This window comes from Alteromonas portus (genome assembly GCF_005117025.1).
Lineage (GTDB): Bacteria > Pseudomonadota > Gammaproteobacteria > Enterobacterales > Alteromonadaceae > Alteromonas > Alteromonas portus.
In genome coordinates, this window is sequence record NZ_SWCO01000005.1 from 614,276 (window position 1) to 630,328 (window position 16,053).

At 40.5% G+C, this 16,053-nt stretch carries 14 protein-coding genes; all 14 read left to right on the forward strand.

The annotated features are described in order from the left end of the window. Positions 1-216 precede the first annotated feature (216 nt). The 14 genes from E5672_RS10585 to E5672_RS10650 are packed head-to-tail and all read left to right on the forward strand — an operon-like array spanning position 217 to position 16,051. Entirely contained in the window at positions 217-1,629 is a 1,413-nt protein-coding gene (locus E5672_RS10585) for a TIGR03013 family XrtA/PEP-CTERM system glycosyltransferase (protein ID WP_136782167.1), read from the forward strand. A 34-nt stretch (positions 1,630-1,663) separates the two neighbouring features. Next, complete coding sequence (locus E5672_RS10590; RefSeq protein WP_110289305.1) at positions 1,664-2,509, forward strand: XrtA system polysaccharide deacetylase; 846 nt, start codon at positions 1,664-1,666, stop codon at positions 2,507-2,509. Next, on the forward strand, positions 2,485-3,528 hold the full coding sequence (locus E5672_RS10595; protein WP_136782168.1) for a FemAB family XrtA/PEP-CTERM system-associated protein: 1,044 nt from the start codon (positions 2,485-2,487) through the stop codon (positions 3,526-3,528). The genes E5672_RS10590 and E5672_RS10595 overlap by 25 nt, the downstream gene beginning before the upstream one ends. 36 nt (positions 3,529-3,564) lie before the next feature. Then, positions 3,565-5,013, forward strand: a complete 1,449-nt coding sequence (xrtA, locus tag E5672_RS10600) for an exosortase A (protein WP_136782169.1) — start codon at positions 3,565-3,567, stop codon at positions 5,011-5,013. Then, positions 5,010-6,092, forward strand: coding sequence for a glycosyltransferase (locus tag E5672_RS10605; protein WP_136782170.1), 1,083 nt, complete (start codon positions 5,010-5,012; stop codon positions 6,090-6,092). The genes xrtA and E5672_RS10605 overlap by 4 nt, the downstream gene beginning before the upstream one ends. A gap of 9 nt (positions 6,093-6,101) precedes the next feature. Continuing rightward, a complete protein-coding gene (locus tag E5672_RS10610) occupies positions 6,102-8,006 on the forward strand; it encodes an XrtA/PEP-CTERM system amidotransferase (protein WP_136782171.1) in 1,905 nt (634 codons plus the stop codon). Beyond that, positions 7,946-9,241: a TIGR03087 family PEP-CTERM/XrtA system glycosyltransferase gene (locus E5672_RS10615; protein ID WP_136782172.1), complete on the forward strand. Its 1,296-nt coding sequence runs from the start codon at positions 7,946-7,948 to the stop codon at positions 9,239-9,241. The genes E5672_RS10610 and E5672_RS10615 overlap by 61 nt, the downstream gene beginning before the upstream one ends. Continuing rightward, on the forward strand, positions 9,225-10,259 hold the full coding sequence (locus E5672_RS10620; RefSeq protein ID WP_136782173.1) for a GHMP family kinase ATP-binding protein: 1,035 nt from the start codon (positions 9,225-9,227) through the stop codon (positions 10,257-10,259). Before E5672_RS10615 ends, E5672_RS10620 begins: the two co-directional genes overlap by 17 nt. Further along, positions 10,238-10,834, forward strand: a complete 597-nt coding sequence (locus E5672_RS10625) for a D-sedoheptulose-7-phosphate isomerase (RefSeq protein ID WP_136782174.1) — start codon at positions 10,238-10,240, stop codon at positions 10,832-10,834. The genes E5672_RS10620 and E5672_RS10625 overlap by 22 nt, the downstream gene beginning before the upstream one ends. A gap of 2 nt (positions 10,835-10,836) precedes the next feature. Continuing rightward, entirely contained in the window at positions 10,837-11,562 is a 726-nt protein-coding gene (locus E5672_RS10630) for a sugar phosphate nucleotidyltransferase (protein WP_161569390.1), read from the forward strand. Between the two features lie 5 nt (positions 11,563-11,567). Next, entirely contained in the window at positions 11,568-12,761 is a 1,194-nt protein-coding gene (locus E5672_RS10635) for a glycosyltransferase family 4 protein (protein WP_136782176.1), read from the forward strand. Then, on the forward strand, positions 12,758-13,960 hold the full coding sequence (locus E5672_RS10640) for a right-handed parallel beta-helix repeat-containing protein (RefSeq protein ID WP_136782177.1): 1,203 nt from the start codon (positions 12,758-12,760) through the stop codon (positions 13,958-13,960). Before E5672_RS10635 ends, E5672_RS10640 begins: the two co-directional genes overlap by 4 nt. Then, on the forward strand, positions 13,957-15,123 hold the full coding sequence (locus E5672_RS10645; RefSeq protein ID WP_161569391.1) for a glycosyltransferase family 4 protein: 1,167 nt from the start codon (positions 13,957-13,959) through the stop codon (positions 15,121-15,123). Before E5672_RS10640 ends, E5672_RS10645 begins: the two co-directional genes overlap by 4 nt. Next, entirely contained in the window at positions 15,110-16,051 is a 942-nt protein-coding gene (locus E5672_RS10650) for a glycosyltransferase family A protein (protein WP_136782179.1), read from the forward strand. The genes E5672_RS10645 and E5672_RS10650 overlap by 14 nt, the downstream gene beginning before the upstream one ends. The last annotated feature ends 2 nt before the right edge of the window (positions 16,052-16,053 follow it).

The following is a 16,053-nucleotide window of genomic DNA, read 5'->3' on the forward strand; positions in this document are numbered from 1 at the left end:
TAAATCCTTTTTGAAAGCGAAAGTTTACTCATAGGTTATGAATTCATTGTTAACTGAATTAAAAGATTAGGCAAGCCTTAAGGCTTTAAGTTTGGGAATATTCTTCTGAAAAATATTTAAATGTAGATTTCAGTCCTATTCAAAGTTTATGTATATTGATTTAAGATACCTATTATAAAGCTGCGCATGCGTTAGTAACGCCAGGGAACGAACTTAATGGCAATAAACAATAAAAAGCAAAACAAACGCTCGAATTTGCTTGTAATCTGTGATTTTACGTTAGTAAGTTACATCACATATCTTATGTATGTGATGCTTGATAATTACTATTTCGACGATTCAGTAGATACGCTGAAGGTCTTAACTACTACCTTTTTATTTACTTTTTTCATCGTAATTTCGTCTCTTTCTGTAGGTCTTTACGAAAGTAAGCTAAGAGAAACTTTTAGAGGGATTATCAGACGAATTTTTGTCAGTGTCGGCATCGCTTACTTTTGTATCGAGATAGTAAGTGCAACTATTGGTACTTCTCTGAAAATCCACCCGTATTTTCTTCCTGCTTCAGCTGCTGTTTCTATTATTACTCTCGTGGTTTTTCGTTACTTCACCACACGCTTGGGCTTACTTGGGCTGGGTAAGACCCGCACGTTAATAATTGGGGCGGGGGAACGTGCGTCAATTATAGAAAAGCGGATGAGAAGGGACGTTGATAGAATTGGTTTTGATTTGGTCGGTTTTATTCCCGTACCGGGTGATAATCGAGAAGATGGTATAAAGTCAGAAAAGATTGTACATATTCGACTAGAGCAAAACCTCCGTCAATTTATCTATGATAATGATATAGAGGAGGTTGTTATTGCATGTGATCAGCGCAGGGGGACTTTGCCCCTAGAAGAGTTATTTGAATGCAAATTAAGAGGTATCGAAGTAACAGAGTTGCTAGATTTCATGGAAAGAGAAACGGGCCAAATTGTAGTTAATCTTATGTATCCTTCGTGGGTAATTTATTCTAACGGCTTCTCAACCCAAAACTATCTAAGAGACTCCCTAGATTACGGGATCAATGCTTTTCTTGCGTTTATTGTATTTCTACTAACGTGGCCATTTATGTTGCTGACTGCTGTTTGTATTTACCTTGATGACGGCTTTAAAACGGGCACATCAGTGTTGTATAAACAAGAACGAGTTGGGCTTAATGGCAAGTTATTTCGAATTATGAAGTTTAGAAGTATGCGTCCTGATGCTGAAAAAGATGGAGCAAAGTGGGCTTCGAAGGATGATGACAGAGTGACACGCATTGGTCACTTTATTAGAAAATATCGAATAGACGAGCTGCCACAACTGTTTAATGTTTTTAGAGGTGAAATGGCCTTTATTGGACCAAGGCCAGAGCGTCCAGAATTTGTAGAGCAACTTGTTCGTGAGATCCCATATTACAATCAAAGACACAACGTCAAGCCGGGGTTGGCTGGTTGGGCTCAACTTAATTACCCCTACGGGGCATCCGTGACCGATTCGATGGAAAAGCTTAAATTTGATTTGTACTACGTTAAGCACCAAAGTCTTTTACTCGACTTGTTAATTTTAATTAGAACGACTGAAGTAGTTTTGTTTGGACGTGGAAGATAGTTTTTACTGACGGGAATAACCTTTGAAAAATGCAATGACAGTAGATGTTGAAGACTATTTTCAAGTTTCGGCATTCGAGAAATCAATTTCGCCCAATGATTGGACGAAACTCCCACTGAGGGTGGGGGATAATACAAATAGGTTGATAGACCTATTTGCCGAGCATAATGTCAAAGCAACTTTTTTCTGTTTGGGATGGGTTGCTGAAAAGTGTCCTAGTGTTATAAAGAGACTTGTTTCTGAAGGACATGAGTTAGCTAGCCATGGATATGACCATACCCGGCTTGGCTTTTTAGATAAGAAGGGCTTTGCTCAAGACGTTAGCCGAAGTAAAAAGGTTCTTGAAGATACAGGCGGTGTGAAAGTTGTGGGTTACCGTGCACCAAGTTTTTCTATCAACGAGCATACTCAGTGGGTTTATGAATTACTTTCTGAATTAGGGTTTACATACTCTTCAAGTACATATCCGATAGAACACGACCTATATGGAGTTCCCGATTGGCCTCGCTTCATACATACTCGACCAGAGGGAATTATAGAGATCCCAATCCCTACTTTGCGTAACAACAATACTAATAAAGGTATTGGAGGTGGGGGATATTTTAGGCTTTTTCCTTATTGGTTATCGAAACGAAGGATTGATGGTTTTTTAGAATCTGAAAACCAACCTTACAACTTTTACTTCCATCCTTGGGAGATTGATTCCAAACAACCTCGCATAAAGAAATTACCCATTAAATCCCGTTTTCGGCATTATGTGAATCTTAGTAAAATGGAAGGAAAACTTCGTTCTTTATTGACAGATTTTGAATGGGGCACGATGACAGATGTTTATGGACTGAAGGAACAGGCGCAATGTCGGAAAGAGTTTGTAAGCTAGCGACAGAGAAACATGACTTTGAGTTGTGGGATGCTTACGTCGATAACCATAGTGAGGGAAGTTTCTTTCATCTTAGTGGCTGGCGAGATGTAATTTGTGAGGTCTATAAACATACGCCTTATTACTTAATTTTAGAAAATAATAAGACTATCTGCGGTGTGCTACCGCTGTTTGAACAAAAAAGTAGGTTGTTTGGTCATGTCTTAATTTCCACTCCGTTTTGTGTGTATGGCGGAGCTATAGCCGATGATGACGGCGGATTGTTACAATTGGAAAATGCAGCCGCAGAGCTAGGAAAGAAACTCAATGTTGATTACGTTGAGTTTAGGTATACGAAGCCGCGCAGTAATAATTCGAATCTTATTCTTAATTGTAATCATTCCACTTATCTCATGCCTATTCCTGATGATGAGCAGGCGATACTACAATCAATAAAGAAGAAGCAACGAGCTAATGTGAGACAGTCACTGAAGAATGAACTAACAGCAAAGGAAACATCAGATATAAGCGAAGTTCATCGTATTTACTCTGAGAGTGTAAGGAATCTGGGAACACCTGTGTTTCCAAAGCGATATTTTTCAAAACTCAAAGAGGTATTCAGTGACCGGGTAGAACTTTTGAGTATAAAAAATGGCGAACAGCCGGTATCTGCAGTTTTGTCTTTCTACTATAAAAATAAAGTCTTACCATACTACGGAGGCGGCACTCCAGAAGCTAGATATTGCCGTGGTAACGACTTTATGTATTACAGCCTAATGTGCCGGGCCAGGGAAAAACGTGATTGTGAAGTATTTGACTTTGGGCGAAGTAAAAACAATTCCGGCTCGGGAAGCTACAAGAAAACCTGGGGTATAGAGCCACAGCCTCTTTATTATTATTGTCAATTAGTTAAAGCTACTAATTTGCCAAACTTAAGCCCAGATAATCCTAAGTATAGATATTTCATCAAAATGTGGAAAAAGCTTCCTTTGTTTGTTACTGAGCGCTTAGGCCCTTACCTGAGCCGCTTTTTAGGTTAGAGCACAGTCTGCTAATTTTTTCAGGATTATAAGTCAATGAGGCAAAATTCAGTAAATTTCTATTTGACTCTTGGGGGATTGGCGTTTTTAGTTTGGGCATTCGTTTATTTCCAAACATTACAACACATGGTTATGGTGTGGTCTCAGTCCGAGACCTATAAACATTGTTTCTTTATCATCCCCATAACAATTTATCTTCTATATGAAAAGAGGGCACTTCTCAAAAGCTTAGATTATCGGCCTACTTGGTTGTTAATTGCACCGTTGCTGTTCATTCAAGCGTTATTTGTTTTAGCACAGCAATTAAATGTACAACTTGTTGCTCATTTTTGTGCTGTTACTTCTCTTATAATAATTATCTGGACGCTGGTCGGAAATCATGTTTTCAAAGCTGTAGCGTTTCCTATTTTCTACCTTTATTTCGCCGTTCCTTTTGGCGAAGAGTTTGTTCCACATCTGCAAGTAATTACCGCAGATATAAGCTGCCAACTTCTAATCGCGGTAGGCATTCCGGTCTATCGGGAGGGATTGTATCTGTATTTACCAAACGGGACCTTCCATGTTGCAGAAGCTTGCGCTGGAATACGATTCTTAATTGGCACTTTTGCACTGGGCGTGCTTCTAGCGTATCTAAACTATCAGCGCGTATGGAAGCGGGTATTATTTTCATTGGTTTGCGCTTTTGTACCAGTAATCGCTAACGGAATTAGAGCATTCGGCATTATGGTTATAGGGTATGTTACTGACATGCAGCATGCGGTAGGAGCTGATCACTTAGTATATGGGTGGTTTTTCTTTTTATTTGTCCTAGTTATTTTGTTCTTTTTAGGAAATGTTGCTAATGATGCTCAAGCTAATTACTCAAGTAACGGAGAAGTTGGAAAAATAGAAGCTCGTTATTCTGTATTTCTTACGTCCGTGTTAGTTCTTCTTTTGCCATTAGCGTCGAGTTTCAGCGCGAGTAAACACAGTTTATCAAAAGATATTAACGTCAGTCAGTTACTAGATTCCTATTATCAAGTTGGAGAGCAAGCTTCATTTAATTGGATGGAAGTTGACGATGATACTATTCAACCGTCATGGACCGGTATTTTGAATGAAGTCCCATTGAGATTAACCTATCGAGATGATAGCGACGAGCAGGAATTAGTAAGCTCTTTACATCGACCATTCAACGATGACGAATTCAGCCTTCTCAAGGCTAAAGAACTAATTCGAAGAAACAACGATTCTTTCGAAATAATTAAGATTCAAAACGTCCATGGGCATAGTAAGAGCCTATTGATTTGGTATCAATTGGAAAACCGTTCCGTAGCACCTGCTTTAACCGCAAAGTGGCAGCAGTTTCTCAATCGTATGTCTGGCAAAAGAGCCGATGGTTACTATGTCGTTGCAGAGATACCCGAAAACCTTTCAGTTGATATAGTATTAAAGCGGTTAGGCACTCTACCTCTACCTCCGACTGAAACAAAGGCTGCGCGATGACTAAGACTATTTTTCACGTAGTATATGGACTCCACGTTGGGGGTCTTGAGAGAGTACTAATCAACACCGTCTCTCGTATGCCCAATGATTATAAACATACAGTAGTCTGTCTAACTTCTTATTCTGACTCTTTCGCTTCACTCCTTCCTAGTAACGCAAGCGTAATAGCGTTGGGCAAAAAAGATGGTCAAGACTTTGGACTTTTTTTTAAATGGTGGAAACTTTTGCGAGCTTACAAGCCCGATGTGGTTCACAGCTACAACCTCGCGACGCTTGAACTTCAAGTATTATCAGCCTTATCAGGCGTAAAAGTTCGTGTTCATGCAGAGCATGGAAGAGACGTATATGATCCTTTTGGCGATAATAAAAAATATCAGTTGCTAAGACGGTTAGTTTCACCGTTCATTCACACTTGGGTTTCAGTTTCAACAGAGCTACATATGTGGCTGATGAATACTGTTGGTCTTCCTAATAGTAAAACAAAGTTAATTAGAAATGGTATCGATACTAAACTCTTCACACCTCAACATAAGCCGAGTGACGAGTTTGTCGTTGGTAATGTGGGTCGCTTGAACCCAATCAAAAATCAGACCCTCTTAATAGATGCGTTCTGCTTAGCGGCTTATCGTAACGCTGAGTTTGCGCAGAAAGCGAGGCTGAGTATTGTAGACGAGGGAGAAAGCGAATCGATTTTACATGACCACATTACTTCAAAGAATATGGCTAAAAAAATAAGCTTGATAGGGCTTCGAGAGGATATGCCTGACGTGTACCGAAGCTTTTCCGTATTCGTTATGTCATCTATCGGTGAAGGTATACCAATGACATTGTTAGAGGCCATGGCTAGTGGTGTACCCGCTATCGTTACGGACGTTGGCGGGATGCCTGAGGTCGTTACGGGAAAGGAAGGTATAGTTGTTCCTTCGCAGAACGCAGATGCGTTGGCCGATTCACTGATACAGCTTTTCGAGTCGCCGGATTTACTTAACAGTTTCGCAAATGCATCACGTGAAAGAATTTGTAAATATTTTGATGAAGATAAGATGGTCTCTGATTATTTATCGTTATACAACCAATGAGAAGCCGGTATGTGTGGAGTTAGCGGAATATTTAGTTTTGACAAAGGGCAACTTATATCTAAACAAGTGTTAGAAGATATGAACAACGCTCAAATACACAGAGGACCGGATGCTGGAGGTTACTTCTATGGAGATGGAGTTGCACTAGGGCACCGTCGTTTATCAATAATAGATATTACAGGCGGCGGTCAACCTATCTACAGCGAAAATAAGGATGTTGTAATTGTTTTTAATGGTGAGATTTTCAATCATCATGAAATTGCCGAAGAGCTTAAATTAAAAGGCTACTCCTACCAAACTCACAGTGATACTGAAACGATATTACACTCATGGAGAGAATGGGGAGTAAAGTGTCTAGATAAGCTGCGAGGAATGTTCGTCTTCCTCATATGGGACGAAGTAAAACAACAACTTTTTGTGGCAAGAGATAGGTTAGGAATCAAGCCTCTACATTATTCTCAATTGGCTGACGGTAGTGTTATTTTTGGCTCAGAGCTGAAAGTTTTAAAAGCGCACCCTGAATTAGACCGAACACTAAATTATTCAGCAATCGAAGATTATCTTACTTTTGGTTATATACCTGACCCAAAGTGTATCTATTCTTCAGTTCAAAAGTTGGAAGCGGGCCATTACTTGTTATTTCAGCGAGGGAAATCAGGAACTTTGCCCAAGCCCGTGCAATATTGGGATTTACCCTGGGACCAACCACAATATGATGAACTAGACAAAGAAATTTTAACTGAGCGTTTTCGCGAAGCCGTGGATATCCGTTTAGAGTCAGAAGTTCCTTTGGGGGCGTTCTTATCTGGGGGAGTTGATTCAAGCGCTGTCGTAGCTATGATGGCCGGCCTGCAAAAGGAGCCTGTTACAACATGCTCAATAGGTTTCGATGTCCCTGACTATAATGAGTCCGAATTTGCGTCACTAGTTGCTAAGCAATATAAAACCTCACACCATTTAGAGGTAGTCAATCACGAGGATTTTACGTTGATTGATAAAATGGTTGAGTTATATGACGAGCCCTATTCTGACTCATCGGCCCTCCCTACCTACAAGGTTTGCGAGCTAGCAAGAAAACATGTGACAGTAGCCCTTTCAGGAGATGGCGGGGACGAACTTTTCGCAGGATATCGGAGGTATCGTCTTCACATGAATGAACAGAGAGTACGAGATGTTATTCCCGACCCGATTAGGCGACGCGTTTTCGGATTTTTAGGCAGTATCTATCCAAAGCTCGATTGGGCTCCTCAATTTTTACGAGCTAAAACAACATTTCAATCGTTATCTATGAGCTCTTCGGAAGCTTACCTGAATAGTGTAAGTAAGCTGCGATTCGATGAGCGAAGAGCTCTTTATCATAAAGGATTTAAGCGTCTCATTGGAGAATACAAATCAAATCAAGTATTTGACAACGTACTTAAAGGTAAACAAATTAAAGATAAGCTTAAAGAAGCACAGTATCTCGATTATAAAACTTGGGTAACAGGTGATATTCATACAAAAGTAGATCGAGCAAGCATGGCGCATGGGCTAGAGGTAAGGGTTCCTATCTTTGACCATAAATTTGTAGAATGGGGTTTCAGACTGCCCTCGAGACTAAATTTGAATAATGGTGAAGGAAAATTCAGTTTCAAAAAAGCACTCGAGTCTTACCTATCGAAAGACACACTATATCGAGAAAAAATGGGTTTTAGCGTACCAATGGCTGACTGGTTGCGCGGGCCGTTGAAACAAAAAATGATGGATTTGTTATCTTCTGAATGTGTTTCTAAACATGAAATTTTCGATAGGAATGTATTGTTAGAGAAAGCTCAGCAGCACATTAGCGGGAAATACGACCATGCAGCCGCATTATGGACAATAATGATGTTGTGCCAGTTTTTAGTAAAAGAAGAAAAAGAGAGACATCAATGAAGCCTCCTTTGTTATTTCTGTGCCACAGAATGCCCTTTCCTCCAAATAAGGGAGATAAGATTACTACTTTTAATCTTATGAATTATTTAAGCAAGCGCTTTGACCTTTATTTGGGAAGTTTTATTGATGATGAATTTGATAAGAAATACATAGACGAGGTAAAAGCCTACTGTAGGGAAGTTAAATTTATCGACATTACGCGAAAACGATATCTAACGAGTGGTTTAAAGTCCCTGATGTTAGCAGAGTCCGTTTCTACTGCACATTACCGGAATGAAGAATTGCAAAGTTGGGTTCATGAAGTGATTGATGAGCATCGTATAGAGTATCTTTTCGTATATTCGTCAGGGATGGCTCAGTTTATTGACTTCCCAGTATACAAAAATAAAAAGCGTGTTTTAGATATGGCTGACATAGACTCAGACAAATGGCGTCAGTACTGTGAAAACAAGCCCTTCTATTCAAAAATTATTTACGCAAGAGAATATAAACTACTAAAAAAACTAGAGCAAAAGATTCTTTCAGAGTTTGACGCAATAACGTTAATAACGGATGAAGAACGAGACTTATTCAAATCACTTTCTCCTAAAGCTTTTAGTAATAAGATAATTACGCTAAGCAATGGTGTTGATACCGATTATTTTGACCCTTCTGCTCAATTTGACCACACTGATAGTCCGCTTGCGGAGAGCTTGTCAATTTGCTTTACAGGCGCAATGGATTATTGGGCAAATGAAGATGCGGTGGTATGGTTCTGTGAAAAGGTGTGGCCGCTAATAATAGAAGAGCACCCAGCACTGATTTTCTACATAGTTGGTGGGAAACCCACGGAGCGCGTTAAAAAACTGGCCTCAATTAAAGGCGTTTTTGTTACAGGGAGAGTTGTAGATGTGCGTCCTTACATCGACAAAGCTCTAGTCGCTGTTGCAACTTTGCGTATCGCTCGAGGGGTCCAAAATAAAGTACTTGAAGCAATGTCCATGGCCAAGCCGGTGGTTATGACCTCTATGGCACAGGAGGGAATAGCGTTACCCACAGAGCAAAAGAGATTAGTTATTGATGATGAAGCTATTATGGCTCAGACTATCCTAAATTTGGTCTCCGACAATGCGCGCTCTACCGCAATCGGCGAAGAAAATCGCAAATGGATAGTCGATCGATATAGCTGGGAAGGTGCACTTAAGCCTCTCGATAAACTTTACCCAAGGAAAGATAGAAATGATAGTACGAGCTAAAGCGCCACTTCGTATAGGGTTAGCGGGAGGCGGCACGGATGTATCCCCATATAGCGATAAATATGGTGGTTTTATATTAAATGTCACACTCGACATGTTTGCTTACGCGACAATACAGACCAGGGATGACGATAAAATCTGTTTTTCCGCTCAAGATATAGAGCAAAAGTATACACAAAACATACAGGATAAGCTTATAGTTGAAGATGAATTAATTCTTCACAAAGCTATTTACAAACGAGTCATACAAGACTTTAACGGTGGCAAGCCTATAGCTCTTGATATTATAACGTTTTCAGATGCTCCACCGGGGAGCGGCTTGGGCTCTTCTTCGACTATGGTTGTGGCTATTCTAGCTGCCTTTAGGGAGCTTCTTAAATTACCTCTTGGTGAATATGATCTAGCGCATCTCGCTTATGAAATTGAGCGAGAGGATTGCAAGTTGTCGGGGGGTAAACAAGACCAATACGCAGCCACATTTGGTGGTTTCAATTTTATGGAATTTTACCAAGATAGAGTTCTAGTCAATCCGCTGCGTATCCGAAATGATATACAAAACGAGCTTGAGAGTCAGATCATACTTTATTTCACGGGACTGTCTCGAGACTCTGGTAAGATCATTGATGACCAAATAAAAGCATCAACCAAAACAGATAGTGATAAGTCATTGGAAGCACTTCACAAAGTCAAGCAGAGTGCTTTTGAAATGAAAGAGTGCCTATTGAGAAATGATATAGAAGGAATGTCGAGAGTTTTAGAGGCTTCATGGTTGGCTAAAAAATCAACGTCATCTTCAATCTCAAACTCATACATTGAAGAGGTAGCTTCTATGGCTATCGAAAATGGTGCAAAGTCTCTAAAACTATCAGGGGCCGGGGGAGGTGGTTTCATGATGCTTTTTGTTGACCCTGTAGACAAACAACCGCTCATAAAAAAGCTAAAGCAAACTTCAGGGCAAGTACATAATTTTCAATTTACAAATTTTGGGGTAAAAGCGTGGACGGTACACAATATATAAAAAGCCATTTTGAAAAGAGTATTGAGGTCAAACAGAAAATACTTACTGATGGTGTATTGATTGAGCGAATTGTTAAAGCCAGCGAATTGTGTATCGAAGCGCTGCAACGTGGAAACAAAGTAATGTTTGCAGGAAACGGCGGCAGCGCTGCTGATTCTCAACATCTTGCAGCTGAATTTGTTAGCAGGTTCAACTTTGACCGCCCTGGTTTGCCTTCGATTGCTTTGACTACGGACACTTCGATGCTAACAGCTATTGGTAATGATTATGGCTTTGAAAATCTATTTTCTCGTCAAGTACAGGCGAATGGCAGAGAAGGCGATATATTTGTTGGAATAAGTACATCTGGAAATTCGGTAAATGTTGTGAAGGCAGTAGAACAAGCGAAAGAGATGGGCATACATACTATTGCTTTATGTGGTGATGCAGGAAAGTTACCTGAAATGTGTGACATAACGCTCAACGTACCTTCAACGTGCACGCCTTATATTCAAGAGTCACACATCAGTATTGGTCACATTATTTGTGCTATTGTCGAAGAAACACTGTTTGCTAAATATAAACCTAAGGAGTAATTGTGGAAGCCATTCTTCTTGCCGGTGGTCTAGGGACTCGGTTGTACAGTGTGACTAGAGACAATTACCCTAAGTGTTTAGCGAAGGTAAATGGTGTACCTTTTTTACACTATATACTCTGGAATTTTCGAAACCAGGGTGTAAAGCGATTTGTATTAGCAGTTTCTCACCTTTCTGATATGGTAGAACAAGAAGTTAGGCATCATTTCGCAGATTGGGATATTGATTTCTCTATTGAGCGAGAACCACTTGGGACCGGTGGAGCAATAAGGCAAGCGCTAGCGCTTTGTCGTAGCGAACATGTGATAGTTGCAAATGCAGATTCGTTTATTGAATTTTCTTTACTGAAATTCGTTCATGAAATGCGTGAAAACGAAAGCGAACTTGGGCTTGTATGCACAGAAGTTGATGACCTGTCTCGATTCGGCGCTGCCAATATTGAACAAGGAAAGCTCATAGGTTTTTCTGAAAAAGGGAAGAGTGGCAAAGGGTTTATTAATGCAGGTATATATTGGTTGAACACTTCTAACGACGCCTTTTTAGGCCAACCGGAGCGTTTTAGCTTTGAAAAAAATGTACTAGCTAATAGAGAGTTACATATAAATGTGTTCAAAACGAAAGGTTTATTCTTCGATATTGGAACCCCTGGAGATTTTGCTGGTGCTCAACGCCTTGTAGATTTGAATAAGGGGCTCTTTTCCACATCACCTAAGATAGTAGAAGAGTAAAGCTGATGGAAATTGTCACCATTAGCACACTTTATCCAAACAAGAACGATCCGAAGCATGGTGTTTTTGTTCATACGCGATTAAAGCAACTTTTGTGTGCTTACCCAGAAATATCAGCTACCGTAATTGCCCCTGTGCCGTGGTTTCCTTTTTCATGGAAAAAGTTTGGAGAATACGCTAAATATGCCGGTGTTCCATACAGCGAAACCATAGACGGTATCACGATATTCCACCCCAAATATGTAGTCCTACCTAAAGTTGGAATGTATATAACTCCATTTTTCTTATCGAAAGCTATCAAAAAGACATTACAAAAGCTTCTAAAACGTAAAAATGTCGATTTGATTGATGGACACTATTTTTTCCCTGACGGAGTTGCTATTGAAAGCGTGGCAAGTAGATTTAATATTCCGTTTACCTGTACTGCTAGAGGTACAGATATCAATTTAGTACCCACATACCCAAAAGCTCGAAAAATGTTACAGTCGGTTTTCGCAAGTTCATCCCACATGATGAGTGTTTGCCAAGCACTTAAGGATGAAATGATGACACTAGGAGTCGAAGATAGCCGGGTAACTGTTGTAAGAAATGGAGTGGATCTATCACTTTTTAGTGCTAGTGATGATGATACTCAGAGAACTTTGAAAAGCTCCTTGGGGTTAGATACTCCGCATTTAATTATCTCAGTTGGTTGGCTGATAGAGCGAAAAGGTCATCACTTAATCATTGAGTCACTAAAAAAGCTAGATGACGTAACTTTAGCAATTGCAGGAGATGGTCCCGATCTAAAGAAACTGCAATTACTTGCTAAAGAGTCCGGAGTGAGCGAAAGAGTTAAATTTCTAGGGGCGCTAAGCCAATCGAGTTTAAATGAATGGTTTCGAAGTGCGGATCTTTCAGTTCTTGCTTCAAGTCGTGAAGGCTGGGCAAATGTACTATTGGAGTCAATGGCATCAGGGACACCTGTTGTTGCAACGAAAGTTTGGGGGACGCCCGAAGTAGTTAAAACAAAAAGTGCAGGAATTTTAGTTGATCGTTCAAGTGATGCTATCGCAAAGGGAGTTCGTCAATTGCTTGAAGAGAAGCCTTCACGAGTCCTAACGCGTAAGTACGCTGAGCAGTTTTCATGGAGTGAAAGCTGCGATTCTCTTTATAGAATTTTTCTTTCGATTGTTGAAAACAAGGAAAGCCCATCATGAGCGTTAAAGAAAAGACGATCATCACATTTAAAAGGTACTTTTTTATTACGGGCTTATTAGGTCATATTATGCTCATTGTTTTCCTAGTATTGCGTCCAGACCTAGTTGATAAAGTCTCAAGCAAAGTTTTGAGCAAGTATTATGCGTCGGCAAAAGCTAGTGAGCGTAAAGAAATGCTCAAATTTCCGAGCCTTCAACAAGAAATAGAAGCGGTTTTTTCAACTTGGCAGCCAAGTAATGAACACAGTGTTTCTAACTTACACTTTGTTAATGGGAAGCCTTTCGAATCTCTTCAAATTGCGCTCAAAAGCCTGAACGATGGTGACACTCTCGAAATCGCACAAGGCGTATATTCTGAACCTTTTGAAGTACATCAAAATCGCCTTACCATCATTGGTAGGGGGCATGTGGTTTTTGAAAAAGCAGCAATAAGAGGAAAAGGGTATATTGTTAATTATGCTGATGATTTAACGATTAAAAATATTGAATGCAGGGGGGTTACGGTAGGTGACCGTAATGGAGCGTGTATCCGCCAAGAGGGGGCAAATCTAACCTTAGAGCATGTGTATTTTCACAGTAGCGAAAATGGTGTATTGGAAGCCACTGACAAAATTAGCAAAATTCTTATTTACGATAGTCGTTTCGAACAGTTGGGGCGTCTTGGCCGGGCTCATGGTATCTATACTAACACAGCTGAGCTTTATATTTACGATAGTATGTTTATTGCTTCGAAGAGTGAAGGACACGAAATCAAAAGTAGGGGACCAGTTACCGAAATACATGGCAGTATTATAGCCTCTCTATCAGGTGTAGATAGCCGGCTAATTGATGTTCCAAATGGTGGTAAGCTCGTATTGGACAAATCACTGCTTCAGCAAGGGGCTATGTCATCGAATGGACAAGCGATCGGTTACGCGCAAGAGGGAAGAAAGCATACCGAAAATAGCATCACACTTAGAGAGAACGTCTTTATGTTCGACAGAATTGGCTATGACAGTATGTTGGCTACAGACAACCAGTTCGTGGAAACCGTAATATCACAAAATATAATAGTAGGTGAGGTTGACACGCCGGATTTAGATAACTCGAACCTAATGTATGAAAGTAGGGAAGAAATAGGTTTTCCTAACTATCCTTTTCTTCCAAATGCTTGGTGTGCTGAGCAAGATAAATGTCCAATAAGAACTCAAAGTCAATGAAGATACTCTATCACCACAGAGTTGCCAGCAAAGACGGGCAATATGTTCATATTGAGGAAATCGTAAATGCACTTCGCAAGCTAGGTCACAACGTTCACATCGTAGCACCGAAAATGACTGAACAGTCTAGTTTTGGTAGCAATGGTGGGTTGGTGAGTAAACTAAAGAACTATTTACCCCAAATGCTATATGAGTCTATTGAATACTCTTATAGCTTTTGGGCGTTTTTTAAAATGCTGTGGTCTATCTGGAAATTCAAGCCCGATGTAATTTATGAACGTTATAACTTGTTCTTTACGGGCGGAATTTGGGCAGCGAAACTTTGCAAAGTGCCTTTACTGTTAGAGGTCAACTCTCCCTTGTACGAAGAACGGATTGACTATGGTGGCCTTTCTCTCAGGCGGCTCGCAAGGTGGTCTGAGTATTATGCTTGGCGTAATGCTGATGTTGTATTGCCAGTCACGCAAGTGCTCGCGGAATTCATCTATGTCGCTGGGGTGCCTAGAGATCGCATCGAAGTAATTCCTAACGGAGTCGATGCGGCGCGTTTTAACCCGTCTTTGTATTCTCAACGGCTACCTAATTTAAAGGACAAATGTGTAGTAGGCTTTGTAGGATTCTGCAGGGAGTGGCACCACCTTGATAAAGTCATGAGATCGTTAGCTTCCCTTGATAGACAAGATATTGTTTTTCTACTTGTAGGAGATGGTCCCGTATTGCCTAGCCTAAATAAACTTGCTGATGAATTGGGTTTTACGGGGCAATTTATATCCACAGGCCTAGTCTCTAGAGATAAAATGCCATATTGGTTGAGTCAAATTGACATTGCACTGCAGCCAGCGGTTACTCCATGGGCGTCGCCTTTGAAGCTGCTTGAATATTTAGCGATGGGGAAAGCGATATTAGCAGATGATAGTCCCAACATAAGAGAGTTGTTAGCTGATGAGCACAATGCGTTACTTTTTCAAAGTGGAAACCTCGAAGATATGGTTGATAAGTTAATTAAAATTATTTCATCGCCCGAACTTGTCGACAAGCTTTCTAAGTCTGCTTTACAGACGATTGAGCGAAGATCTTTACAGTGGATAGGAAATGCCAAGGTCATCGAAAATTTAGCAGCGGAAAGGGTTATGAAGAGAGGTCAGTTTGATGCCTCTCAATAACCTACAAACCAAAATAAACAAAGCACTATTCCAGAAGGTTGCTTTTAACGTACGTGCAACAGGTATGTACCCATCCAATGAAGACGCTAATGTTGTCTTATTATCGCAAGTTTATCACGGTGCGGTAGATATGGCTCTGTTGGCACTTAAAAGCTTCGCTTTCCAGTTGGGAAGGTGCGCAATAGAAATTGTTGATGATGGTTCACTTACGGATGAAGATAAAAAACTGTTTAAAGCACACTTCTCCGACTTAACAATTACTAACATTAACGACATTGATGTCGGTCACTGCCCTCGAGGCGGGACATGGGAGAGGTTAATCAGAATACTTGAGCTCTCTAGAGAGCGTTATGTAATCCAAGTCGATACTGATACGTTAACCATGTCCGCTATTCCTGAGATTTCCAAAGCGGTTAGCGAGAATAGAGCATTCACGATTGGGAACCCTATTTTCAGTTTTCCTGTGTCCCCTGAGTACATGTCAGCGCTCTCAAAGAGGTGGCAGGGTGCTCATGTGCAAGTAGAAACGGAAAGAGCTCTCACAACCCTGCAATCTGAAAGATTTCAAAAATACTGTCGTGGATGCTCCGCTCTCACTGGGTTTCCTATAATGGGGCCTAGTTTTGAGAGGCTAGAAGCGCTGTCTCTAGAGCTAGAGAGTAAGTTGGGGCATATAAAGTGGAACGAATGGGGCTCAGAGCAGGTCGCGAGTAATTTAATGGTTTCATTGTCAGACGATCCCTTCATTCTGCCATGGCCCAAGTACGCAAATTACGGCTTCCCATCGACAGGGAAAGGGAACAAAGACCCTGATAATTTTATAGGCAAAGTGTCTACACTACACTTTATAGGAAGTCATCGTTTCAGTTCGCGAGTATACGAAAAGTTATCACAATACGTAATTAATGAGTTTTTGAGGCATCTGTAGTG